Genomic DNA, 22,882 nt, shown 5'->3' on the forward strand with positions numbered 1-22,882 from the left:
TTGACGAGGTCCCTACGCACGCGGATCCCGCCGCCGACAGAGCTTCCCGCTCGATCGCCCCCCGCCGCCTTGACGAGGTCCCTACGCACGCGGATCYCGCCGCCGACAGAGCTTCCCGCTCGATCGCCCCCCGCCGCCGCATCGGTCGCTGGCCWTGCGCCCTTTCCMTGCGGCGAGGTGAACCAAGGATACGGGCGGTTTGGAGGGGTGAGGACCAAATCGGGTCGAGAAAGTTCAGGGCGTTGAAATCGCTGAATTTCATCCCCTATCGGCCGAGCGTAAGTACTCGAAACCCTCTCCCAGAGGGAGAGGGCGGGGCCCATTGCGGAGCAATGGGAGGGTGAGGGGTTAAACCGTCAGACGGCGTGCCGGCAGGGCGCCAAGGAAAGCCACGCGTGAAACCGGACAGGGCGTCACCCCTCTCCCTCCCACGCCTGCGGCGCGGGTCCCTCCCTCTCCCCTCCGGGAGAGGGTGAAGCAAGGAAAGCCACGCGTGAAACCGGACAGGGCGTCACCCCTCTCCCTCCCACGCCTGCGGCGAGGGCGCCAAGGAAAGCCACGCGTGAAACCGGACAGGGCGTCACCCCTCTCCCTCCCACGCCTGCGGCGCGGGTCCCTCCCTCTCCCCTCCGGGAGAGGGTGAAGGAAGGCGTGTTCCCGACCGCCCCGAAATGGTCATTTTTGAAATGGGAACAACATCTTAAGCCGCCGTGTTCACGTGCCCATAGGCAGTGGACAGGAGGCCTTCAATGGCTCGGATAGAAGGAACGAGCGGGCGCGACGATCTCAATGGCACCAACAATGACGACGTCATGCTCCTCAAGGCGGGGAACGACACCGCCCACGGTCGCGACGGCGACGACGTCATCCGCGGCGAAGGCGGCGACGACCATCTCTATGGTCAGGCAGGCGCGGACCAGCTGTTCGGCGGGGACGGCAACGACGTCCTCTATGGCGGCGCGGGACGTGACGTGCTGAACGGCGGTCCCGGCGCGGATCTCCTGTTCGGCGGCGACGGCGCGGATCTGTTCGTGTTCAACTCGGCGACCGAGGACGATCTGCCCGGCGGGTCGCAGACCGGCGAGAGCATCGCCGACTTCAGCCGAGCCGACAACGACCGGATCGATCTGTCGGCCATCGACGCCAACTGGAATCAGGCCGGCAACCAGGCCTTCCGGTTCCTGGGCGAGCACGCGTTCACCGGCCATGCGGGCGAATTGATCTTCGATCGCATCACCGGCGGCGGAGAAACCGACACCGTGGTCTACGCGGATGTCGATGGCGACATGCAGGTGGACCTCTATATCGGCCTCTCGGGCAGCTACAACCTCACGGCGTCCGACTTCATCCTCTGACGACGAGGGGGAACGCGGGAGGGGCGGCGCGCCTCAGTGCAGCTTCAGCCGCCCCGCCACCCGCTGCTGCAGCAGGCGGGCCATGGCCAGGACGATGGTCTTGGGCGTGCCCATGATCGCCCGGTGATGGTCCAGGTGCAGCGAGATGTAGGCCCACTTGGCGATCAGGCCCTCGACGAAGAAGTTGGGACCGCCCAGGCCGCCCATCAGGGCCCCGACGCCCCGGTTCTCGCCCAGCGACACCAGCGAACCGAAGTCGTGATAGACGAACGGCGCCTCGACCCGGCGCTGGCCCAGACGGGCGATCAGCGCCTTGGCCAGGTAGCTGGCCTGCTGGTGGGCGGCCTGGGCGCGGGCCGGAATGATCCGTCCCTCCGCCTTGCCGTCCCGGTCAGGCCACGGGCAGGCCGCGCAATCGCCCAGGGCCCAGACGTCGGGGGCCGAGGTCTCCAGCCGCGCATTGACCACGAACTGGTTGGTCTTGTTGGTCTCGAGGCCGTAGCCGGTGTTGGTCGGCGCGGCCTTGACCCCCGCCGCCCAGACGATCAGGTCGGCCGGTATGTCGCCGCCGCTGGTCTCCAGCCGGTCGGCATGGACGGCCACCACCTTGGCCCCGGTGTGGACCCGCACGCCCTTGCGCTCCAGGGCGACGGTGGCCTGGTCGGAGATCTTCTCGGGCAGGCCGCCCAGGATGCGCGGCGCGGCCTCGACGATGGCGATGTCCAGGCGGAAGCGCTGCTCGGAGCCCAGGCTGCCCAGCAGCTCGCGATGAGCCTCGATCAGCTCGGCCGACAGTTCGACCCCGGTGGCGCCGCCGCCGACGATGGCCACGCTCATGGTCTTCTCGGTCGAGAACGAGGCCTTCATGAAGGCGGCCAGCAGGCGGGTGTGGAACACCTCGGCGTCCTCGGTGCGCTCCAGCAGGTGGGCCTGGTCGGCGCCGGGCGTGCCGAACAGGTTGCTGCCGCTGCCGATCGCCAGCACGCCCCAGCTGAAGGTCACGCCGCGCTCGGGCACCAGCACCTTGCCGCTTTCACCGACGATGGGTTTGAGGCTCAGGCGCTTGGCGACGGGATCGAAGTTGTCCAGATCGCCCAGCAGGAAGCTGAAATGGTTGGCCCGGCCCAGGATCGAATAGGACAGGCCCTCCTGGTGGGTGTCGAGCGTGCCGGCGGCGACCTCGTGCAGGGTCGGCTTCCAGATGTGAAAGCTGGAACGGTCGATCAGCAGCACCCGCTCCTTGCCGGCCTTGGGCCCGAGTTTTCGCCCCAGCCGCGCCGCCAGCTCCAGCCCGCCGGCCCCGCCGCCGACGATCACGATGTCGTAGTGCATGCCCGCCATCCAGAAATTCCTCAGATGGTGAATATATAGGGATGAAACCTGGCCGTGTCAGACCAGGTTGAGCTGCCAGGAAACGCCGAACCGGTCGTTGACCCAGGCGAAGCGCCGGCTGAAGCCATAGTCGCCCAGCGGCATCAGCTCGGCCCCGCCGTCGGCGAGGGCGGCGGCCAGGCGCGCGATCTCGTCCGCCGACGCGCAATCGACGAACAGGGACGACGAGGGCGTGAAGCCGAAGGCGTGCTTCACGAAGCTGTCGGAGCAGAAGATTTCCTGACCGCCGATCCTGAAGCGGGCGCGGACCACCGTTCCCTCCGGCCCCGGACCGGCGGCGCCGTAGCGTTCGATGTCGAGAATTTCGCTGTCGGGGAAGAGCGAGACGTAGAAGGTCATCGCCGCTTCGGCGTCCTGCGCCTGAAACATCAGGAACGGTCGTATGGTCTGGTTCACCGTCACTCTCCCAGAACGTTGTTCAGCGGAGAATGACGGTGAGTTGTCCAGGATCGCAAGCCTTATGGTACCGGTAACTACGGTTACCTGGGGCCGAAGCCTAAGGGATCGGGTTCATTTCCAGGCGCTTGTCCAGATAGTCGCCGACGCTCTTCTCGACGCTGGGCAGGTGCTCGGCCCAGAAGTGGGTGGCCTTGTCGACGACTTCGTAGTCGATGACGATGCCCTTCTGGGTGCGCAGCTTGGAAACCACGCGCTCGACCTCGACCGGCGGCACGACGGTGTCGGCCGCGCCCGTCAGGATCAGGCCCGAGGCCGGGCAGGGGGCCAGGAAGCTGAAGTCGTACATGTTGGTCGGCGGCGACACCGAGATGAAGCCGTCGGTTTCCGGGCGGCGCATCAGCAGCTGCATGCCGATATAGGCGCCGAAGCTGTAGCCCGCGACCCAGGTCTGGGCGGCGGCCGGGTTGTTGGACTGCAGCCAGTCCAGGGCCGTGGCCGCGTCGGCCAGCTCGCCGATGCCGCTGTCGAACTCGCCCTGGCTGCGGCCCACGCCGCGGAAGTTGAAGCGCAGGGTCGCGAAACCGCGCTTCATGAACAGGTGATACAGCTGCACCGAGACCGGATGGTTCATGTGCCCGCCGGCCTTGGGGTGCGGGTGCAGGATCAGCGCGATCGGGGCGTTGTCGGTCTTGCCCGGGGAATAGCGGCCCTCGATACGGCCCGAAGCTCCGGTCAAAATCACGTCAGGCATTCAAGGTCCCTATCCAAAAAGGGGCGACGGGGTCGTCTCCTCGCACCCGTAAGGGCGAAGGAATACTTGACCACTGCGCTTGGTCTTCCTAAATCCGCACCGCGCGCCTTGGTCTTTATGCAAGAGCCCCGGGCGCGAAGTGGCGGCTTGTAGCACACGCCTAAGCCGATGCGCGGGGAATCCGCAAGGAGATAAGGCGCATGCGCCTGAGCACCAAGGGACGCTACGCGGTGATGGCCATGACCGACCTGGCCCGCCGTCAGGACCAGGCCGAGGGCCGGGCCGTCGCCCTGGCCGAGATCGCCGCGCGTCAGCAGATCTCGCTTTCCTATCTCGAGCAGCTCTTCGCGCGCCTGCGCCGCAAGGGCCTGGTGGTCAGCACCCGAGGCCCCGGCGGCGGTTACCGCCTGGCCCGCGAGGCCCGCGACACCGCCATCGCCGACATCGTCCTGGCCGTGGACGAGCCCCTGCGGGCCACCCGCTGCGGCCTTTCCAAGACCGGCGTCGGCAAGGGCGCGCCCAAGGGCTGCATGGCCGGCGGCGCCCAGTGCCTGACCCACGACCTCTGGGAAGAGATGGGCCGCCAGATCCACGGCTACCTGGCCAGCGTGTCGGTGGCCGACGTACTGAGCGGCAAGCTGAAGGACAGGGCCAATCAGGAGCAGGCGGCGTGAGCAAGCCCTCCTCCATCTATCTCGACTACAACGCCACCGCCCCGATCCGCCCCGAGGCGCGGGACGCTGTGCTGCGCGCCTTCGAGGTCGCCGGCAATCCGTCGTCCGTACACGCCAGCGGCCGGGCCGCCCGCGACATCGTCGAGACCGCCCGCGCCCAGGTGGCGGCGCTGGTCGGGGTGGTTCCGGGCTCGGTCACCTTCGTCAGCGGCGGCACCGAGGCCAACGCCCTGGCCATCGGCAGCGCCGCCTTTTCCGGCTTCAACCGCGTCATCGTCAGCGAGGGCGAGCATGACGCCGTGCTCGAAACCGCCGCCGCCTCGGGCCTGCAGGTCCTGAAAATGCCGCTGGACGCCGACGGCGTCGCGCGTCTGGACTGGCTGGAAGAGGCGCTCAGCGACGAGGGCCGGGCCCTGGTCTGCCTGATGCTGGCCAATAACGAGACCGGCGTGATCCAGCCGGTGGCGCAGGCCGCCGCCCTGGTCCGCGCCGCGGACGGCTGGCTGCATGTCGACGCCGTCCAGGCGGCCGGCAAGATCGCCATCGATTTCACCGCCCTGGGCGCCGACACGATGGCCCTGTCGGCCCACAAGCTGGGCGGACCGCAGGGCGTCGGCGCTCTGGTCGCCGGCACCCGCGCCACGATCGTCCGCCAGCAGCACGGCGGCGGCCAGGAGCGCGGCCGCCGGGCCGGCACCGAGAACGTCGCGGGCATAGCCGGCTTCGGCGCGGCGGCCGAGGCCGCGCTGCGCGACTTGCCCTCGCTGGCCAATCAAGGCACATGGCGCGACGCCTTGGCCGAACGGGTCAAGGCCGCCGGCGCTGTCGTGCTCGGGGAGCGCGCTCAGCGCCTTCCGCAAACCCTGTGTTTGGCGGCCGAGGGCTTCGCCTCGCAGATCCAGGTGATGAACCTGGACCTGGCGGGGGTGATGGTCAGCGCCGGCAGCGCCTGCTCGTCGGGCAAGGTCAAGGCCAGCCGCGTGGTGGAAGCCATGGGCCGGCCCGACCTGGCCCCGTTCGCCCTGCGCGTCAGCGGCGGCTGGGCCACGACCGAGCAAGACTGGATTTCCTGCGGCGACGCCTGGCTCGCCGCCTATTCGCGTATCGGCGCCCGTCGCCGGGAGGTGGCGTAATGGCCGCGGTCAAGCAGACCATTGAAACTGTCGCAGCGCTCGAGAAGTACGAGCACGGCTTCACGACCGATATCGAGCAGGAGTTCGCCCCCAAGGGCCTCTCCGAGGACATCGTGCGCTTCATCTCGGCCAAGAAGGACGAGCCCCAGTGGATGCTGGACTGGCGCCTGGACGCCTATCGTCGCTGGCTTGAGCTGGAAGAACCGACCTGGGCCAAGGTCGACTTCCCCAAGATCGACTACCAGGACAGCTACTACTACGCCGCCCCCTCGACCAAGGCCGGACCCAAGAGCCTGGACGAGGTGGATCCCGAGATCCTGGCCGTCTACGAGAAGCTGGGCATCCCGCTGAAGGAGCAGGCCGTGCTGGCCGGCGTCGAGGGCGCGCCGCGCTACGCCGTGGACGCGGTGTTCGACAGCGTCAGCGTCGTCACCACCTTCAAGAAGGAGCTGGCGGCGGTCGGGGTGATCTTCTGCTCGATGAGCGAGGCGATCCGCGAGCACCCGGAGCTCGTGCGCCAGTACCTGGGCTCGGTCGTGCCGACGTCGGACAACTATTATGCCTGCCTCAACAGCGCGGTCTTCAGCGACGGATCGTTCGTCTACATCCCGCCGGGCGTGCGCTGCCCGATGGAGCTGTCGACCTATTTCCGCATCAACGCCAAGGACAGCGGCCAGTTCGAGCGCACCCTGATCATCGCCGACAAGGGCGCCTATTGCTCGTACCTGGAGGGCTGCACGGCCCCGATGCGCGACGAGAACCAGCTGCACGCGGCCGTGGTCGAGCTGGTGCTGCTGGACGACGCCGAGATCAAGTATTCCACCGTCCAGAACTGGTATCCGGGCGATCCGGAAACCGGCAAGGGCGGCATCTACAACTTCGTCACCAAGCGCGCCGACTGTCGCGGCGACCGCTCCAAGGTGTCGTGGACCCAGGTCGAGACCGGCTCGGCCATCACTTGGAAGTACCCGTCGTGCGTGCTGCGCGGCGAGGGCTCGTCGGGCGAGTTCTACTCGATCGCCGTGACCAACGGCCACCAGCAGGCCGACACCGGCACCAAGATGATCCACCTGGGGGCCAACACCCGCTCGCGGATCGTCGCCAAGGGCATCAGCGCCGGCAAGTCGACCAGCACCTATCGCGGCCTGGTCTCGGCTCACCCGAAGGCCAAGGGCGCGCGCAACTTCACCCAGTGCGACAGCCTGCTGATCGGCAAGACCTGCGCGGCCCACACGGTCCCGTACATCGAGGCCCGCAACGGCCATTCGGTGTTCGAGCACGAGGCCACAACCACCCGTCTGTCGGACGACCAGCTGTTCTATTGCCAGCAGCGCGGGCTGTCGCAGGAAGAGGCCGTGGCTCTGCTGGTCAACGGCTTCGTCAAGGACGTGCTGCAGCAGCTGCCGATGGAATTCGCCGTCGAAGCCCAGAAGCTGGTGGCGATCTCGCTGGAAGGCAGCGTCGGCTGATGCTGCTGGCCATCGATCACGTCCAGTTGGCCATGCCGGCCGGCGGCGAAGCCGCCGCGCGCGGCTTCTATGGCGACGTGCTCGGCCTGCCCGAAACGCCCAAGCCGCCGCACCTGGCCAAGCGGGGCGGCTGCTGGTTCGAGAGCCAGACGCTGAAGATCCACCTCGGCGTCGAGGCCGACTTCCGCCCGGCCCGCAAGGCGCATCCGGGGCTGCTAGTCGCGGAGCTGGACGCGCTGAAGGCGCGGCTGGCTCAGGCCGGCTACGCCCTGAACGACGACGAGCCGCTGGAAGGCTACGACCGCGTCTATGTCGACGACCCGTTCGGCAACCGAATTGAACTGCTGGAGCCGCTGAACAGCGCGGCCACGCCCGAAAAGACCAATGAGACCCATGCTTAAGATTGAAAACCTCCACGCCACTGTCGGCGACAAGCCGATCCTCAAGGGCCTGACGCTCGACGTGCCGGCGGGCGAGGTTCACGCCATCATGGGGCCGAACGGCGCGGGCAAGTCGACCCTGTCCTATGTGCTGACCGGCCGAGGCGGCTATGAGGTCACCGAGGGCTCGGCCACCCTGAACGGCGAGGACCTGCTGGCCCTGGAGCCTAACGAGCGGGCCGCCAAGGGCGTGTTCCTGTCATTCCAGTACCCGCTGGAGATCCCGGGCGTTCCGGCCCTGACCTTCATCCGCACGGCCCTCAACGCCCAGCGCCGGGCGCGCGGCGAGGACGAGATCGCCGCCCCGGCCTTCCTGAAGCTGGCCAAGGAAAAGGCCGCGGCGCTGAAGATCGACTTCGACATGCTCAAGCGCGGCCTGAACGTCGGCTTCTCGGGCGGCGAGAAGAAGCGGATGGAAATCCTTCAGATGGCGATGCTTTCGCCCAAGTTCCTGATCCTGGACGAGACGGACTCGGGCCTGGACATCGACGCCCTGAAGATCGTGTCCGAAGGCGTCAACGCCCTGCGCGCCCCCGATCGCGGCATGCTGGTCATCACCCACTACCAGCGCCTGCTGGACTACATCAAACCCGACCGAGTCCACGTGCTGGCCGCCGGCCGCATCGTCGCCTCGGGCGGCCCGGAGCTGGCGCTGCAGCTCGAGGCCGAGGGCTACGACAAGTACACGAGTGCTGCTGCATGAGCGGGCTCGCACAGCTCAGAACCTCCCCCTGTGGGGGAGGCGATCGCGAAGCGATCGGTGGGGGGAGTGGGCTGAACCTGCCGAACACTCCCCCCTCCGTCGTCGCTGCGCGCCGACACCTCCCCCACGGGGGGAGGACCTGCGCATGACCCTCGCCTCCGCCCTCAAGACCGGCGACCTGACCCAGCTGCCGTCGCGCCGCGACGAGGACTGGCGCTGGACCGACCTGCGCGGCCTGATCCGCGCCGTGCCGCCGGCCTCGCCGCCGGTGGACGGCGAGGTCGCCGCCGGGCCGTTCGACGGCCTGGCCGCCGACGAGATCCTGTTCGTCAACGGCCGCCAGCGCCACGCCGCCGCCGGCGACGCGGGCGATGTCGTCGCCCTGCGTTTCGTCTCGGCCACCGAGGGCGCGGCCCACGCCGCCGCCTATGCGATCGTCGTCGAGCCCGACACGACCCTGGTCCTGCTGGAAAGCCACGAGGGCCGGGCGGGCGGCTACTTCTCGGACGTCACCCTGGACATCGCGGTGGGCGAGGGCGCCCGCGTCGAGCGCATCGTTCTGGTCGATGACCATGCCGAGGCCATCGACGTGGTCACCGCCGAGGTCGACCTGGCTCCCGGCGCGACCTTCAACCAGACCGTCCTGACCACCGGCGCCCGACGCCAGCGGGTCGAGACTCGCATCAACCACCCCGGCGCCCACGCCAAGGTGCGGCTGGACGGCGTCTACATCCTCGAAAATCAGCGCCACGCCGACCAGACCACGGTCGTCACCCACGGCGGCGTCGACGGGATCACCAGCCAGCTGACCAAGGGCGTCGTCGACGACCAGGCGCGCGGCGTGTTCCAGGGTCGGATCGTCGTTCAGCCCGGCGCCGACCAGACCGACGCCCGCATGGGCCACCACGCCTTGATCCTGTCGGACAAGGCCGAGGTCGACGCCAAGCCCGAGCTGCTGATCTTCGCCGACGACGTCGCCTGCGCCCACGGCAACACCATCGGTGCCCTGGACGACCAGCAGATCTTCTACGCCCGCCAGCGCGGCATTCCCGAGGTCGAGGCCAAGGCCATGCTGACCCAGGCCTTCCTCGGCGAGGTGGTCGAGCGCATCGAGCACGACGGCGCGCGCGAGATCGCCGCCGCCTGGGTCGCCGCCAGGCTGGGGAGGGCGGAATGATCGCATCCTTCCTTCTCCTCACCCGTGAAACGGGGGAGGTGGCGGCGAAGCCGACGGAGGGGGGGTCCTGCGCCGACCTCCGTGACGCCCCCTCCGTCACGCTGCGTATTCGCAGCGCGCCACCTCCCCCGCTACGCAGGGGAGGAGTTTAGTCATGGCCTTCGACGCACCATTTGATGTGGACGCCATCCGCGCCCAGTTCCCGATCCTGGCCCGCCAGGTGCACGGCAAGCCGCTGGTCTATCTGGACAGCGCCGCCAGCGCCCAGAAGCCGGAAGCAGTCCTGGAAGCCATGACCGGCCTGGCCCGCACCAGCTACGCCAACGTCCACCGCGGCCTGCACACGCTCGCCAACGAAACGACGCAAGCCTATGAAAACGCCAGGGAAACCGTAGCGAAGTTCATCAACGCCGAGCCGTCGGAAATCGTCTGGACCAAGAGCGCTACCGAGGCGGTCAACCTGGTGGCCGACACCTTCGGGCGGTCGCTGAAGGCCGGCGACGAGATCGTCCTCTCGCAGATGGAGCACCACGCCAACATCGTGCCGTGGCACTTCCTGCGCGAGCGCTACGGCGTGGTCCTGAAGTTCGTGCCCGTCACCGACGACGGCCGCCTGGACATGGAGTCCTACAAGGGCCTGCTGTCGGACCGCACCAAGATGGTGGCCATGAGCCACATGTCGAACGTGCTGGGCACCATCAACGACGCCGCCGAGATCGTCCGCCTGGCCCACGCGGCCGGCGCGCCGGTGCTGCTGGACGGCTGCCAGGCCATTGTCCACAGCAAGGTCGACGTGGAGGCCCTGGACGTCGATTTCTACGTCTTCTCCGGCCACAAGCTGTACGGCCCCACCGGCATCGGCGTGCTGTACGGCAAGGCTGACCGCCTGGCGGCCCTGCCGCCATACCAGGGCGGCGGCGAGATGATCGGCTCGGTGTCGATGGAAGCCGTCACCTACGCCGACCCGCCGCACCGCTTCGAGGCCGGCACCCCGGCGATCCTCGAGGCTGTCGGCCTGGGGGCGGCCATCGACTGGCTGAACGGCATCGACCGCGACGCGGCCCTGGCCCACGAGCACGCGCTCTACCAGCGGGTCATCGACCAACTGGACGGCGTCAATGGCGTGCGGATCCTTGGCACGGCCCCGGGCAAGGGCGCGGTGCTGAGCTTCGTGGTCGAAGGCGCCCACGCCCATGACGTGGCCCAGGTGCTGGACCGCTACGGCGTGGCCGTCCGCGCCGGCGCCCACTGCGCCGAGCCGCTGATGAAGCGGTTCGGCGTTACATCGAGCGCACGCGCCTCGTTCGCCCTATATAACACCATGGCCGAGGCCGACGCGTTCGTGAGCGCGCTGGCCAAGGCCCGCAGTTTCTTCAGTTGAGCTGACATGACCGAACCCGCCACCACGTCCGTGCTCTCCCAGGCCGAGCTCGATCGCCTGACCGACCAGCTGATCGAGAAGCTGAAGACGGTGTTCGACCCCGAAATCCCGGTCGACATCTACGAGCTGGGCCTGATCTACAAGGTCGACATCAGCGACGACAAGGACGTGGCCATCGACATGACCTTGACCGCCCCGGGCTGCCCGGTGGCCGGGGAAATGCCGGGCTGGGTGCGCGATGCGGTGATGGAGCTGCCGGACATCAAGTCGTGTCACGTCGACCTGGTCTTCGAGCCGCCGTGGGATCCCTCGCGGATGAGCGACGAGGCCAAGCTGCAACTGAACATGTTCTGATCGGTTCGAATCCCATGGAAGCCGCCGTCACCCCCCGCGTTCGTCGCCCCCGTCCCAAGGTCGTCTCCCTGACCCCGGCCGCCGCCGCGCGGGTCAAGGAGATCATGGACCGGGCCGATAAGCCCTATGCCGGGCTGCGCGTGGGCGTGAAGAACGGCGGCTGCGCGGGGTCGGAATACATCTTCGAATACGCCGCCGAGAAGGGTCCGATCGACGAGGTGGTCGAGGACCAGGGCGTGACCATCCTGATCGACCCCAAGGCGGTGCTGTTCCTGATCGGCACCACGATCGACTACGAGGTCAGCAAGCTGTCGTCGAAGTTCGTGTTCAACAACCCGAACGAGACCGACGCCTGCGGCTGCGGCGAGAGCGTGACGATTCAGCCGGCGCCCGAGGCTCTGGACTGATGCTGACCAAGACCCCCGCCTGCGTGGAATGCGGCCTGGCCTGGGGCGCGCCGGCGTTCCGCCACGAGGACCACGCGCCGCTGTACTGGTCGGACCAGGGCATCCTGTGCTCGACCGGCTGCGCCACGAAGCATTTCGACCAGCGCCGGGAGGACGGGACGTTCGTTCCGGTTCCGGCGGAATGTCCGGTCGATCTCTAGACCCGCTCGGGCGTCAGGCCGTCGGCGCCGTCCCCGCGCCGGCCGCGATCGCTCCGAAGGCCACCAGCAACGCGATGAACGGTCCGGCCGAGGCGATGGCCACCCACCGCATCCGGCCGGTCGCGCCGCTGACGAAACCGCCGACCGAGGCCAGCAACGTCGTCAAGGGCAGGGCGAAGCAGGCGTAGACGAACGTGTAGATGGCCGCGTTCACGCCGCCGTCCGACGCCATCACCGACATCGCGGCCAAGCCCAGCGCCGGAACCGTCAGCACCAGCCAGATCGCCCCGACGACGACGGCCAGGACGCGCTTGCCCTTCGAGGCCCTCGCGCGAGGCGGCCGCGCTCCGTCGGCGTTGATCGAGGTGTCGGTCGACGACATGTCAGGCGACCCAATCTATGGAGGTGAGTTAGAATTTATCGCCCCAAAGAGGAATAACAAGTCGTGGTCAACACCGCGCACACGCCCGACGGGGCGGGGAGCGCGCCTTTCGTTACCAAGGCGCCAAACCGCCCGATCCTGCAGCTTCCGACGACCGTCGCGATCCACAGCGGCGGAAGGAGGAAGGCCAGCGCCCAGATCCAAGGATCCGCGCCCGACCGGACCTCCCGCGCCATGACGCAAGCCAAAAAAGCCAAGAGGAACGAAAGTACAAGAAGCCCCACTCGCACGATCAAGACTCCCTCCAATCCTTGGCGCGGCCACTCGGCGGAAGTCAGGCCGCTCGGGTCTCCGCCGACGCCGCCACGTTCTTGCGCCCATTCCACTCCACCAGCACCGACGGCTTGACCGACTCGCCCCGCGCCTGGGCGATCAGATGGTTGGTGCGGGTCTCGATGACGTCTTCCATCCGGGCCATGAACTCGGCCTTGGACAGGCCCTCGGGCAGCGGCGGCAGGAACTCGACCGTGGCCTGGCCGGCGGTCTTGCTCTTGTCGGTCTGCTTCCAGAAGCAGCCCAGGTTCGTCGCCACCGGCACGACCGGCAGGCCGAAGTCCTGGCTCATGTGATAGACGCCGGTGCGGTAGCGGAACCGCTCGCCCGGCGCGGCCAGGTGGCCCTCCGGATAGATCAGGATGCGGCGCCCCTCGGCGGCCACTTGGGCGGCGCTCTTGGAAAGGGCCGCGCGGGCTTCCGGACCGCCGCAGCTGTCGACCACGATGGCCCCGAACTTCTTGAGGATCCGGCCGACCAGCGGGAACCTCTCCAGGTGGTCGCCGGTCACGAAGCTGAGGTTCTCGACATTGGCGAACATCACGAAGCCGTCGCCCCAGCTGTGGTGCTTGGCGGCGATGATGAAGGCGCCCTTGGGCAGGTTTTCCTGGCCCTTCAGCTCGATCTTCACGCCGGCCAGCACGCGCAGCGCCCAGATCATCCGCTGGCTGTAGAGCCGCAGGGCGAAGGCGATAGGTCTGCGGCCCGGAAGCAGGGCGGAGAGGGCGGCCGACAGGCCGTAGAAGATCGACAGAACCCAGTAATAGGCGTTGAACAGCGCGCTGCGCATGGTTCGTTGTCCTTGGTGGGCGAGGGGGCTTAGCGGGCGGAAAGCACGGCCTGGACGGCCGCGGTCATCAGGGGCGCGTGGGCCGAGAGGGCGTCGTCGCCCAGGCGGCCATAGGCCTTGTTCTGGGCGGTCTGGGTGATCACGCCGATGGCCATGGCGGCGACCACGCGCGGATCGCCCGGCGGCAGCTCGGCGTCCATCATCGCTCGCTTGATCAACCCCTCGACCACGCTCACCGGATCGCGGCCGTCCTCCTGATAGTAGGGCAGGAAATGGTGCAGCTGCAGCAGGTGGAAGGCGAACAGCAGCCAGTCCTCGTCGGCCACGGTGCAATAGGCGCGGACCACGGCGGCGGCTTTGGCCTGGATGCCGGTCGCCAGGTCGGCGTTGACGGCGATCAGGTCCGACAGGCGGCGATGGGTGGCCATGAACAGGCCCACGGCCAGTTCGTCCTTGCTCTTCCAGTGGCGGTAGATCGCGCCCTCCGACACCCCGGCCTTGGCGGCGATCAGCTTGGTGGTGGCCGCATCGACGCCCTTGTCGACGAAGATCTCGAGGGCGGCGCGTTCGATCTTGGGCTTGGCGTTCATGGGCCGTACGCTAGCACAGCTTCGGGAACACGCAAGTGATTACTCACTCTTTCTCTCGGCATTGACCCCGACGCGGGCGGCGGCCTAAGCGGGAGCCATGGTCCAAACCATCCTGATCTATTCCATGGGCGAGGTGATCGGCGACGGCCTGATCAAGCTGCCGTTCATCGCCGGGCTTCGCGCCGCCTTTCCCGAGGCCAGGATCACCTGGTGCGCGGCCAAGGGCGAGACCGTCTATGCCGGGCCGTTGAGGGCCGTGGTGGCCGGCTATATCGACGAGGTCCTGACCGACGGCCCGACAGGCGACGCGGCCCTGGACGTCCTGCCGTGGGTCAAGCCGTTCGGCGGCCGGACCTTCGACCTGGTGATCGACACCCAGGAGAACCTGCGCCGCAGCCTGGTGGCCCGCCGGGCGGCCCCGAAAGACGGAAAGGGGCGCGGCTTCGTCTCGGCCGCCGCCCAGGCGCGCCAGCCCGACTGGCCGGTCGCCGTCGTCGAGCGCCTGGCGAGGCTGCTGGCCCTGGCGACCGAAGGGAACGGGGCTCCGCGCCCGCTGACCCTGACCAATCCCGACGCCGCCGCCGCGGCCCGCGCGCTGTTGCCGGCCGAGGGTGACGGACCGGCCTATGTCGGCCTGGCGCCCGGCGCGGGCGGCCAGGACAAGCGCTGGCCGCTGGAGCGCTATCTGGACCTGGCCCGCCGCATCGAGGCGTCCGGCCGCAAGGCGGTGTTCTTCTTCGGCCCGGACGAGGCGGCCGACGCCCGGACCGCCCGCGAGGCCGTCCCGACAGCCCTGTTCCCGGAGAAGGACCGCACGGACGGTTTCACCGAGGTGAAGGGCCCGCTGCTGGCCATCGCCCTGGCCGGCCGGCTGACCGCCGCCGTCGCCAACGACGCCGGCCCCGGCCACATGCTGGCGGCCGGCGGCGCGCCGCTGCTGTCGCTGCAGAAGGACCATCGCAAGGCCGTCAAGTTCCGTCCCGCCGCGCGGCGTCTTGAGCTGCTGGTCGCGGAAGACTACGGACAGGGCATGGCCGCCCTGCCGCTGGACGTGGTCGACGCCGCCCTGCAACATCTGATCGCCGGAGCTTCCTGAATGCCCATCCTCGCTCCCGTCTCGGCCGGTGAACTGATCGACAAGATCACCATCCTGCGGGTCAAGGCGGCGCGGATCGGCGATCCGGCCAAGGAAGCCAACGTCAAGGCCGAGTTGGCCCTACTGGAGGCGACCGCCGCGCGCGCGTTCCCGCCGTCGTCCGAGCTGGAGGAGCTGGTCGCCCAGCTGACCGAGATCAACGCCGCCCTGTGGGACATCGAGGACGGCAAGCGCGACTGCGAGCGCCGCCAGGATTTCGGCCCGACGTTCGTGGCGCTGGCCCGCCGGGTCTATATCGACAACGACCGCCGCGCCGCCGTGAAGCGCCAGATCAACAGCCTGGTCGGTTCGGAGATCGTCGAGGAAAAGAGCTACAAGCCGTACCTGGCCGGTTAGGCCGCCAGCCGGTCGAGCAGCGGCGCCAGTGCGTCCAGCAGGGCCCCGACGTCGCCGGGCGCGCCCGTCCGGACGAAGACGTCCTCGAACTCGGCGATCTCCAGGCCGATCACCTGGTTGCCGGCCAGGACGGCGCAGGCCTCGCGCAGGTCGTCGAAGCTCAGACCGTCCTCGACGCTGTACTCGGTCGGGACAAGGCCCGGCTCCAGCACATCGCAATCGAGGTGGACATAGACCGGTCGATCGCCGATCGCGGCGGCTAGGCGCGGCCCGATCCCGGAGCCGGCCGCCACCAGACGCGGCCCGCCGGCGGCGACCAGGGCGGCCTCGCACGGATCCAGGTCCCGCGCCCCGACCAGGACGACGTCGGTCAGGTCCAGCCCTCGGCCCAGCCCGGTGTCCCAGACCCCGGCGGCCCCGGTCAGCACCATGCCGCCCAGATAGCCGGTGGTGGACTGTGCCGGCTGGTTGCAGTCGCCGTGGGCGTCGAACCAGACGATCAGGGCGTCGGGATGATGGCGCAGAACGACGGGCAGGGCGGCGATCGAGGTCGCGCAACGGCCCTGGGTCACCAGCGAGGCCTTGCCGTCGGCCAGCACGGCGTCCAGCCGCGCGGCCAGGGCCTCGAGGCCCGGGCGCGCGGCCTCCAGTTCCTCCGACCATCCGGCCGCCAGCGGCGGAGCCGGCGCGCCCACCCGCTCGGCGCGCAGGTCCAGGCGGGCTTCCAGGGCCGCGCCGACGGCCAGGGCGCCGGCCGCGCCGCGGGGATTGCGGTCGCCGGCGCGACCTTGAAAGACGGTGAGGGCCAGGGCGGTCATGGACCTTAGCTAGTGGCGCGCCCGCGTCCTGCCTAGCCCTGGATCGCCCAGGATCGGCTAGGCGCGCTTGCCCACCGTTTCCTCGACCCGTTCCTCGAAGTCGCCGAGATTGCCGAACAGGTTCTCGATCGCGAACACCAGGCCAAAGACGCGCGCCGCGTCGTCGAAGGCCAGGGCGCGGGTGCCGCCGCCGGCCCGCAGGGTCTCGACGGCGGTCTGGAAACCCCGGTGCGCCTCGGCGAAAGCGACGCGGTCAGGGCGGGGACCACCCGAGAGCAGAGCCGCGCAGGCCCGCAGGAAGCCCGCGCTGGCGTTCAGCATGGCCGCCGAGGGCAGGGCCAGGCCCGGCGACGGGAAGGCCTCGCGCAGCGCCCGGCCGATCATCACGCTGTCGTTGCGCAGTCGCCAGAGAGTGCGGGGCAGGGCCTCGGTGACCGAATGGTCGCTCAACCGGCTGGCGCTCTCGCGGTCGGCCTCGGTCATGGCGGTCTGCAGCTTGGACAGGGCCTTCAGCGTGTCGTCGTAGTGGCCGCGGGCCTCCAGATCGGTCTCGCCGCCTTTCAGCTTCAGGGCGTAGTGCTCCAGCAGCTCGGCCAGCAGGGCGGCCACCTTGTCGGTGGTCTCGATCACCGTGGCGTGGGCGCGGGCCGGGAAGATCAGCAGGGTGGCGGCGATGCCCACCACGCTGCCGACCGTGATCTCGGCCGTCCGCAGGACGGCGGCGACCAGCGGGTCCATGTGGGTGGTCGTGCCGATCAGCATGATCACGGCGGTGATCGGCGCCACCTTGAAGGCCGGACGGACGGCGGCGAGGAAGGCCAGCAGGGCGGCGGTGACCGCCAGGATCGGCCCGCCGGCCTCGGGCCAGCGGGCGTGCAGCATGGCGGCCCCGGCCCCGACCGCCGCGCCCACGACGGTGCCCATCAGCCGCTCGATCGAAGCCGTGATCGTGGCGCCGAGACTGGCCTGAACGACGATCACGGCGGTGAACACAGCCCAATAGCCCTGCGGCAGGCGCAGCAGGCTGGCCAGGGCGTAGGCGGCCACGACCGCCGCCGACACCCGGACGGCGTGGCGCAGTTCGGTCTTGCGCGTCGCCGCCTTGGCCAGGGCGGCCCGCGAAAGCTCCAGGCCGACGAACCGCCGCCAGTCGCTGGGCGCGGCTTCCGGCATCTAGGCCACCGCCTCGCGCATCATCTCCAGCGCCGTGCGCACGGCGGCCAGTTGCACGCCCTCGCGGGTCTCGCCGTCGAACAGTTCGTGGCGGTGAACGACCGAGCGGTTGGCGCGGGCCACGGCGAAATGCACCGTGCCCACGGGTTTCAGCGGCGAGCCGCCGCCGGGGCCAGCCACGCCGGTGATCGAGACGGCGACATGGGCGTTGCTGGCCTCCAGCGCGCCCTCGGCCATCATCCGCGCCACCACTTCGGACACCGCCCCATGGTCGGCGATCAGGTCGCCCGGCACGCCCAGCATCTCGGACTTGGCGCGGTTGGTGTAGGTGACGAAGCCCCGCTCGAAGACGTCTGACGCGCCCGCGATGTTGCAGATCGCCCCGGCCACCAGCCCCCCGGTGCAGCTTTCCGCCGTAACCAGCCGCAGGGACTTCTCGCGCGCTTCATCGATCAGCAGGCGGGCCAGGGTCTGGATTTCGAGCGGGAACATCGGGGACTCCTGCGCCTCGAGGCGGGGACACACACTCACATCACGGTCTGCGGTTAAATGGCAATGTGGATGGGGTGAGTGTGTGTCCCCATCTTCGTCCTAGGCCGGCGTCTCGACCACGGCGATCGCCTGCGCCGCCAGACCTTCGCCACGGCCGGTGAAGCCCATGCCCTCGGTGGTGGTCGCCTTGACGCTGACCCGATCCAGCGGGAGGTCGAGTATCGCGGCCAGGCGCCGGCGCATGGCCGCCCGGTGCGGTTTGATCTTCGGCCGCTCGCAGATCAGCGTCACGTCGACATTGACCAAGGCTCCGCCGCGTTGACGGACTAGATCCACGGCATGGATCAGGAACTTGTCCGAGGCCGCGCCCTTCCATTGCGGATCGGTGGGCGGGAAATGGTCGCCGATGTCGCCTTCGCCGATCGCCCCCAGGATGGCGTCGGTCAGGGCGTGCAGGCCGGCGTCGGCGTCGGAATGGCCGATCAGGGACTCGTCGTGGGCGATCTCCACGCCGCACAGCCAGACGGATTGGCCGGGCCCCCAGCGGTGGGCGTCGAAGCCCTGGCCCATGCGGGTGATCCGGGCGCGGCCGGCGAGCTGTTCGGCCATGGCGAAGTCCTCCGGATAGGTCAGTTTCATCAGCATGGGGTCGCCGGGGACGACCACGACCCGGCCGCCGTGGCGTTCGACCACCTGGCCGTCGTCGGTCGGTTCGTCCGGACCCGTCCAGGCCGCGTAGGCGGCCAGCAGCCGGTCGCGGCGGAAGGCCTGAGGGGTCTGGGCCCGCCACAGGTCGTGACGCGGTTTTGTGACGACGGCCGCGTCGAGCGCCCCGCTTTTCAGCGTGTCGGCCACGGGCAAGGCCGGAATCGCGCCATCGGCGTCTTCCAGGCCTTTCAGCACGGCTTGAATTGTTGCGGCGCCGAGGAAGGGGCGGGCCGCGTCGTGGATCAGCACCGGCTCGTCGGCCGGACGGTCGGCGAGGGCGGCCAGGCCCGCCTGGACGGAGAGGGCGCGAGTCGCGCCGCCCGGCGTCGTCGTCCAGCCGGAAAGTCCGTACAGGGCCGAGTCCAGGATCGACCTGGAGCCGGGATCGGCCACGATCACAAGCTTTTGCGCGCCGCCGCCCAGCAGAGCCTCCACCGACCAGCGCAGTACGATTTTTCCAGCCAGAACACGCCATTGCTTGGCCTGGCCGGAGCCGGCCCTGGTTCCGGAACCGGCGGCGACGATGACGGCGGAGAAGGTCATCCGGGCTGTTTAGCCGCCCGACGCGGCTTGTCTAGAGAAGAGGGTTTACTGCGCCGCACAAATTGCCTAAAAACAGTGCGGTGGGGATGCATATAAAATGAGCAAGAGTCTCGCAGTCGGCAAGGTCGAAGTGCCTGGGCGTGTTTGGATCGCGCCGATGACAGGCGTTTCCGACCTGCCTTTCAGGGAAACCGCCACCCGCCTGGGCGCGGCCTATGTGGCGACCGAGATGGTGGCCTGCGCCGAGTTCGCGCGGGGACGCCCCGACGCCGTGCGTCGCGCCGCGGTCGGCGACGGCCTGCCGCTGATGGTCGTCCAGCTGGTCGGCCGCGATCCCGTCTTCATGGGTCGAGGCGCGCGAATGGCCGCCGACGCCGGGGCCCAGATCATCGACCTGAATTTCGGCTGTCCTTCCAAGATGGTCACCGGCGGGGTCGCCTCGGGCTCGGCCCTGATGCGCGAGCCGGACCTGGCCGAGGCCCTGGTCGCCGCCGCCGTCAGCGCCGTGGACGTGCCGGTCACCGTCAAGATGCGCCTGGGCTGGGACGACGACAGCCGCAACGCCGCCGACATCGCCCGCCGGGCCGTCGACGCCGGCGCCCAGGCGATCACCGTCCACGGCCGCACCCGCTGCCAGTTCTACAAGGGCGAGGCCGACTGGGAGGCCGTCGCCGCCGTCAAGCAGGCGGTCGGCGTGCCGGTGCTGGTCAATGGCGACATCGTCGACGGCGACACCGCCCGCCTGGCCCTGGATCAGTCCGGCGCCGACGGGGTGATGATCGGACGCGGGGTCTATGGCCGCCCCTGGATCGCCCAGGCCATCGAGGCGGCGCTGCGGGGCGAGGGCTTCCGCGAACCCGACGCCGAGGAACGTCTGGCCATCGTCGTCACCCATTTCCGCCGCAGCCTGGACTTCTACGGCCAGGCGCTGGGGCTGAAGATGTTCCGCAAGCACCTGGCCTCCTACATCGACGCCGCGCCCTGGCCCGACAGCGAGGAGGCGCGCCGCGCCGCCCGCGCCGCCCTGTGCCGGCTGGAAGAGCCCGCCGCGATCGAGGACGGCCTGGCCGCCCTGTGGCTGCGGGATCGGAGGCTGGCCGCATGACCGATCACGCCCGCATCGCCCCGACCAAGGTCGCCGACAGCCTGAAGATCGCCGCCTTCGACCTCAGCCCCGAGCCCGCCCTGGTGATCGATCGCGAGGGCGCGCTGGTGGCGGTCAACGAAGCCGCCGAGGCCCTGTTCGGGCAGGGCCTGTCCCTGCTGGCCCGCGGCCGCTTCCGCGCCGCCCTGCCGCCGGGCTCGGTCCTGGTCTCGATGATGGACCGCGCCCTGTTCGAGGGAGCCCTGGTCCGCGAACACGGGGTCGAGGTCAATCTGTTCGGCCAGCCGCCGTTCGAGGCGGACGGCGCCGCCGCGCCGCTGGGCGACGGTTCGGTGATGCTGACCCTGCACGTCAAGGGCGTGCTGGGCGTCGAGCGGGCCTCCGACGCCGCCGGCCTGCGCTCGGTGGTCGGCCTGGGCCGCATGCTGGCCCACGAGATCAAGAACCCGCTGGCGGGCATCCGCGGCGCGGCCCAGCTGCTGAAGACCGGCGCCAGCGCCGCCGACCAGCCCCTGGCCCAGCTGATCGTCGACGAGACCGACCGCATCCGCCGGCTGGTCGACCGAATGGAAGCCTTCTCCGACGAGGTCCCCGGTCCGCGCGAGGCGGTGAACATCCACCAGGTGCTGGACCGCGTCCGCGCCCTGGTCGTCAACGGCGTCGCCGACGGCCTGGACCTGCGCGAGCACTACGATCCGTCGCTGCCCGACGTCTGGGGCGACGAGGACCATCTGATCCAGGTGTTCCTGAACCTGGTCAAGAACGCCGCCGAGGCCGCCCATTCGCGGGGCGACGGCCAGGGCTCGCTGTCGATCCACACCGCCTGGCGCCCCGGCGTGCGGGTGCGCGGCGCCGACGGCAAGGCCTCCGCCGGCGCGCCGATCGAGATCCGCGTGCAGGACAACGGCCCTGGCGTGCCCTCCAGCCTGCGCGACCATCTGTTCCAGCCGTTCGTCACGACAAAGGCCAACGGCACGGGTCTGGGCCTGGCCCTGGTCACCAAGCTGGTGACCAGCCACGGCGGCCTGATCGACTTCGAATCCGAGCCCGGCCGCACGGTGTTCCGCGTGCTGCTGCCGATGACGACCGAAAAGCTCGTTCCCTCCACTGGAGACGCCCACGCATGAACGCCGCCAGCAAGAAGATCCTGATCGCCGACGACGACAGCTCTGTGCGCCTGGTGCTCAGCCAGGCCTTCACTCGGCTTGGCTATCAGGTGCGGGCGACGGGCAACGCCACGACCCTGCTCAAGTGGGTGATGGACGGCGAGGGCGACCTGGTCGTCACCGACGTGATGATGCCCGACGAGAACGTCTTCGACGTGCTGCCGCGCATCCGCAAGGAACGGCCCAAGCTGCCGATCATCGTGATGAGCGCCCAGAACACCCTGCTGACGGCGGTCAACGCCGCCGACGCGGGCGCCTTCGAATACGTCTCCAAGCCCTTCGACCTGGACGACGTCACGGCCGCCGCGCGCCGCGCCCTGTCGCGCCCGGCCGACGCCGAGGCCTCCAAGGCCCAGGCCCGGGCCATGCGCGACGAACGCCTGCCGCTGATCGGCCGCTCGGCCCCGATGCAGGACGTCTACCGCACCATCGCCCGCCTGGTCGGCGCCGACCTGACCGTCCTGATCCTCGGCGAGAGCGGCACCGGCAAGGAGCTGGTGGCCCGCGCCCTGCACGAGCTGGGTCGCCGCCGCGACGGCAAGTTCGTGGTCATCAACCTGGCCGCCGTGCCGCGCGAGCGGGTCGAGACCGAGCTGTTCGGACGCGGGGAGGGCGACCAGGGCCGCCTGATCGAGGCCGACGGCGGCACCCTGTTCCTGGACGAGATCGGCGACATGCCGCTGGACGCCCAGACGCGCCTGCTGCGGGTGATCGACGGCACCGAGCCGGTGCTCAACCCCAAGACCGGCCGTCGCCCGAACGTGCGGATCATCGCCGCCACCAATCGCGACCTGCGCGGCCTGATCCAGCAGGGCCTGTTCCGCGAAGACCTGTTCTTCCGCCTGAACGTCGCGCCGGTGCGCCTGCCGCCGCTGCGCGACCGCACCGAGGACATCCCGGACCTGGCCCGCACCTTCCTGCTGCGCGCCGCCCGCGAAGGCCTGCCGTCCAAGACCATTGATTCCAGCGCCTTGGACCGGATGAAGACCCACGCCTGGCCGGGCAATGTGCGCGAGCTGGAGAACCTGATCCGGCGCATGTGCGCCCTGTATGCCGAGGAGCTGATCACCGCCCGCATCGTCGACCGCGAGCTGCAGGACCACACCCCGGCCGCCCACGCCGACGAGGGCCCGATCACCCTGGCCAGCCTGGTCGAGCGCCACCTGTCGTCGCATTTCGCCGACCAGCCCGACGGCGTGCCGGCCGCGGGTCTCTACGACCGGGTGCTGCAGGAGGTCGAACGGCCGCTGATCCAGCTGACCCTGTCGGCCACGCGCGGCAATCAGGTGCGGGCCGCGGAGATCCTGGGACTCAACCGCAACACCTTGCGCAAGAAGATCCAGGACCTGGGTGTCGAGATGACGCGCGGTCGACGGTAAAATCTCACCCCTGAGACTTTCCGTCCCGATTCAGGGCTGCAAAGGGGACGTTTCGTGCGAATGACCCCATTGTGAC

26 protein-coding genes are annotated in these 22,882 nt (G+C 69.4%); 16 read left to right on the forward strand and 10 right to left on the reverse strand.

The features are described 5' to 3' along the window. Window positions 1-749: 749 nt before the first annotated feature. Window positions 750-1,355 (forward strand): hypothetical protein, encoded by a 606-nt coding sequence (locus ASD21_RS04380; protein WP_056437332.1) that lies wholly within the window; start codon window positions 750-752, stop codon window positions 1,353-1,355. A 33-nt stretch (window positions 1,356-1,388) separates the two neighbouring features. Here the strand turns inward: ASD21_RS04380 and ASD21_RS04385 are convergent, their stop codons facing one another. From ASD21_RS04385 to ASD21_RS04395, 3 genes are all read right to left on the reverse strand, one after another. After that, window positions 1,389-2,687 carry an NAD(P)/FAD-dependent oxidoreductase gene (locus ASD21_RS04385; RefSeq protein ID WP_056437574.1) on the reverse strand — a complete coding sequence of 433 codons (1,299 nt, stop codon included), beginning with the start codon at window positions 2,685-2,687 and terminating at the stop codon, window positions 1,389-1,391. A gap of 57 nt (window positions 2,688-2,744) precedes the next feature. Beyond that, window positions 2,745-3,143 (reverse strand): VOC family protein, encoded by a 399-nt coding sequence (locus tag ASD21_RS04390; protein WP_082554631.1) that lies wholly within the window; start codon window positions 3,141-3,143, stop codon window positions 2,745-2,747. Window positions 3,144-3,243: 100 nt separating this feature from the next. Further along, window positions 3,244-3,897 (reverse strand): alpha/beta hydrolase, encoded by a 654-nt coding sequence (locus ASD21_RS04395; RefSeq protein WP_035076568.1) that lies wholly within the window; start codon window positions 3,895-3,897, stop codon window positions 3,244-3,246. Between the two features lie 200 nt (window positions 3,898-4,097). Here ASD21_RS04395 and ASD21_RS04400 point away from each other — a divergent pair, with 200 nt between their 5' ends. The 10 genes from ASD21_RS04400 to ASD21_RS04445 all read left to right on the forward strand — a co-directional run bounded on the left by ASD21_RS04400 (window position 4,098) and on the right by ASD21_RS04445 (window position 11,835). Next, window positions 4,098-4,571 (forward strand): Rrf2 family transcriptional regulator, encoded by a 474-nt coding sequence (locus ASD21_RS04400; RefSeq protein WP_056437333.1) that lies wholly within the window; start codon window positions 4,098-4,100, stop codon window positions 4,569-4,571. Continuing rightward, window positions 4,568-5,704, forward strand: a complete 1,137-nt coding sequence (locus tag ASD21_RS04405; RefSeq protein ID WP_056437336.1) for a cysteine desulfurase family protein — start codon at window positions 4,568-4,570, stop codon at window positions 5,702-5,704. Before ASD21_RS04400 ends, ASD21_RS04405 begins: the two co-directional genes overlap by 4 nt. Next, a complete protein-coding gene (sufB, locus tag ASD21_RS04410; RefSeq protein ID WP_056437339.1) occupies window positions 5,704-7,173 on the forward strand; it encodes a Fe-S cluster assembly protein SufB in 1,470 nt (489 codons plus the stop codon). Before ASD21_RS04405 ends, sufB begins: the two co-directional genes overlap by 1 nt. Continuing rightward, window positions 7,173-7,574 carry a VOC family protein gene (locus ASD21_RS04415; RefSeq protein ID WP_235524840.1) on the forward strand — a complete coding sequence of 134 codons (402 nt, stop codon included), beginning with the start codon at window positions 7,173-7,175 and terminating at the stop codon, window positions 7,572-7,574. Before sufB ends, ASD21_RS04415 begins: the two co-directional genes overlap by 1 nt. Further along, window positions 7,567-8,316 (forward strand): Fe-S cluster assembly ATPase SufC, encoded by a 750-nt coding sequence (gene sufC, locus ASD21_RS04420; RefSeq protein ID WP_056437342.1) that lies wholly within the window; start codon window positions 7,567-7,569, stop codon window positions 8,314-8,316. The genes ASD21_RS04415 and sufC overlap by 8 nt, the downstream gene beginning before the upstream one ends. Before the next feature lie 145 nt (window positions 8,317-8,461). After that, window positions 8,462-9,493 (forward strand): Fe-S cluster assembly protein SufD, encoded by a 1,032-nt coding sequence (sufD, locus tag ASD21_RS04425; RefSeq protein WP_056437344.1) that lies wholly within the window; start codon window positions 8,462-8,464, stop codon window positions 9,491-9,493. A 154-nt stretch (window positions 9,494-9,647) separates the two neighbouring features. Further along, window positions 9,648-10,874: an aminotransferase class V-fold PLP-dependent enzyme gene (locus tag ASD21_RS04430; RefSeq protein WP_056437346.1), complete on the forward strand. Its 1,227-nt coding sequence runs from the start codon at window positions 9,648-9,650 to the stop codon at window positions 10,872-10,874. Window positions 10,875-10,880: 6 nt separating this feature from the next. Beyond that, window positions 10,881-11,228 (forward strand): SUF system Fe-S cluster assembly protein, encoded by a 348-nt coding sequence (locus ASD21_RS04435; RefSeq protein WP_056437349.1) that lies wholly within the window; start codon window positions 10,881-10,883, stop codon window positions 11,226-11,228. Window positions 11,229-11,242: 14 nt separating this feature from the next. Beyond that, the gene (locus ASD21_RS04440) at window positions 11,243-11,635 is read left to right on the forward strand and encodes a HesB/IscA family protein (RefSeq protein ID WP_056437352.1); all 393 of its coding nucleotides are present in this window, start codon (window positions 11,243-11,245) and stop codon (window positions 11,633-11,635) included. Further along, window positions 11,635-11,835, forward strand: coding sequence for a hypothetical protein (locus ASD21_RS04445; RefSeq protein WP_056437354.1), 201 nt, complete (start codon window positions 11,635-11,637; stop codon window positions 11,833-11,835). The genes ASD21_RS04440 and ASD21_RS04445 overlap by 1 nt, the downstream gene beginning before the upstream one ends. Window positions 11,836-11,848: 13 nt before the next feature. Here ASD21_RS04445 and ASD21_RS04450 read toward each other — a convergent pair whose 3' ends face one another. The 3 genes from ASD21_RS04450 to ASD21_RS04465 form a co-directional block, all read right to left on the reverse strand. Further along, window positions 11,849-12,217, reverse strand: coding sequence for a hypothetical protein (locus tag ASD21_RS04450; RefSeq protein ID WP_056437357.1), 369 nt, complete (start codon window positions 12,215-12,217; stop codon window positions 11,849-11,851). A gap of 334 nt (window positions 12,218-12,551) precedes the next feature. Next, a complete protein-coding gene (locus tag ASD21_RS04460) occupies window positions 12,552-13,340 on the reverse strand; it encodes a lysophospholipid acyltransferase family protein (protein ID WP_056437363.1) in 789 nt (262 codons plus the stop codon). 29 nt (window positions 13,341-13,369) lie between these two features. After that, window positions 13,370-13,930, reverse strand: coding sequence for a TetR/AcrR family transcriptional regulator (locus ASD21_RS04465; RefSeq protein ID WP_056437366.1), 561 nt, complete (start codon window positions 13,928-13,930; stop codon window positions 13,370-13,372). A gap of 97 nt (window positions 13,931-14,027) precedes the next feature. Between ASD21_RS04465 and ASD21_RS04470 the strand changes: the two genes are divergently transcribed. Continuing rightward, the gene (locus ASD21_RS04470) at window positions 14,028-15,026 is read left to right on the forward strand and encodes a glycosyltransferase family 9 protein (protein WP_056437369.1); all 999 of its coding nucleotides are present in this window, start codon (window positions 14,028-14,030) and stop codon (window positions 15,024-15,026) included. Continuing rightward, on the forward strand, window positions 15,027-15,422 hold the full coding sequence (locus ASD21_RS04475; protein WP_056437372.1) for a DUF6165 family protein: 396 nt from the start codon (window positions 15,027-15,029) through the stop codon (window positions 15,420-15,422). Here the strand turns inward: ASD21_RS04475 and ASD21_RS04480 are convergent. The 4 genes from ASD21_RS04480 to ASD21_RS04495 all read right to left on the reverse strand — a co-directional run bounded on the left by ASD21_RS04480 (window position 15,419) and on the right by ASD21_RS04495 (window position 19,156). Continuing rightward, on the reverse strand, window positions 15,419-16,240 hold the full coding sequence (locus tag ASD21_RS04480) for an arginase family protein (RefSeq protein ID WP_056437375.1): 822 nt from the start codon (window positions 16,238-16,240) through the stop codon (window positions 15,419-15,421). The genes ASD21_RS04475 and ASD21_RS04480 overlap by 4 nt on opposite strands. A gap of 57 nt (window positions 16,241-16,297) precedes the next feature. Next, window positions 16,298-17,413, reverse strand: a complete 1,116-nt coding sequence (locus tag ASD21_RS04485) for an FUSC family protein (RefSeq protein WP_056437377.1) — start codon at window positions 17,411-17,413, stop codon at window positions 16,298-16,300. Beyond that, window positions 17,414-17,905: a CinA family protein gene (locus ASD21_RS04490; protein WP_056437380.1), complete on the reverse strand. Its 492-nt coding sequence runs from the start codon at window positions 17,903-17,905 to the stop codon at window positions 17,414-17,416. Window positions 17,906-18,004: 99 nt separating this feature from the next. After that, on the reverse strand, window positions 18,005-19,156 hold the full coding sequence (locus ASD21_RS04495; RefSeq protein WP_056437383.1) for a bifunctional 2-C-methyl-D-erythritol 4-phosphate cytidylyltransferase/2-C-methyl-D-erythritol 2,4-cyclodiphosphate synthase: 1,152 nt from the start codon (window positions 19,154-19,156) through the stop codon (window positions 18,005-18,007). 97 nt (window positions 19,157-19,253) lie between these two features. On the opposite strand from ASD21_RS04495, the gene dusB reads away from it, so the two are divergent. The 3 genes from dusB to ASD21_RS04510 are packed head-to-tail and all read left to right on the forward strand — an operon-like array spanning window position 19,254 to window position 22,806. Beyond that, window positions 19,254-20,261 (forward strand): tRNA dihydrouridine synthase DusB, encoded by a 1,008-nt coding sequence (dusB, locus tag ASD21_RS04500; protein ID WP_056437386.1) that lies wholly within the window; start codon window positions 19,254-19,256, stop codon window positions 20,259-20,261. Then, window positions 20,258-21,388 carry a two-component system sensor histidine kinase NtrB gene (locus ASD21_RS04505; RefSeq protein WP_056437389.1) on the forward strand — a complete coding sequence of 377 codons (1,131 nt, stop codon included), beginning with the start codon at window positions 20,258-20,260 and terminating at the stop codon, window positions 21,386-21,388. Before dusB ends, ASD21_RS04505 begins: the two co-directional genes overlap by 4 nt. Continuing rightward, the gene (locus ASD21_RS04510) at window positions 21,385-22,806 is read left to right on the forward strand and encodes a sigma 54-interacting transcriptional regulator (RefSeq protein ID WP_056437392.1); all 1,422 of its coding nucleotides are present in this window, start codon (window positions 21,385-21,387) and stop codon (window positions 22,804-22,806) included. The genes ASD21_RS04505 and ASD21_RS04510 overlap by 4 nt, the downstream gene beginning before the upstream one ends. Window positions 22,807-22,882 lie beyond the last annotated feature (76 nt).

It is taken from the genome of Caulobacter sp. Root1455, assembly GCF_001426905.1.
Lineage (GTDB): Bacteria > Pseudomonadota > Alphaproteobacteria > Caulobacterales > Caulobacteraceae > Caulobacter.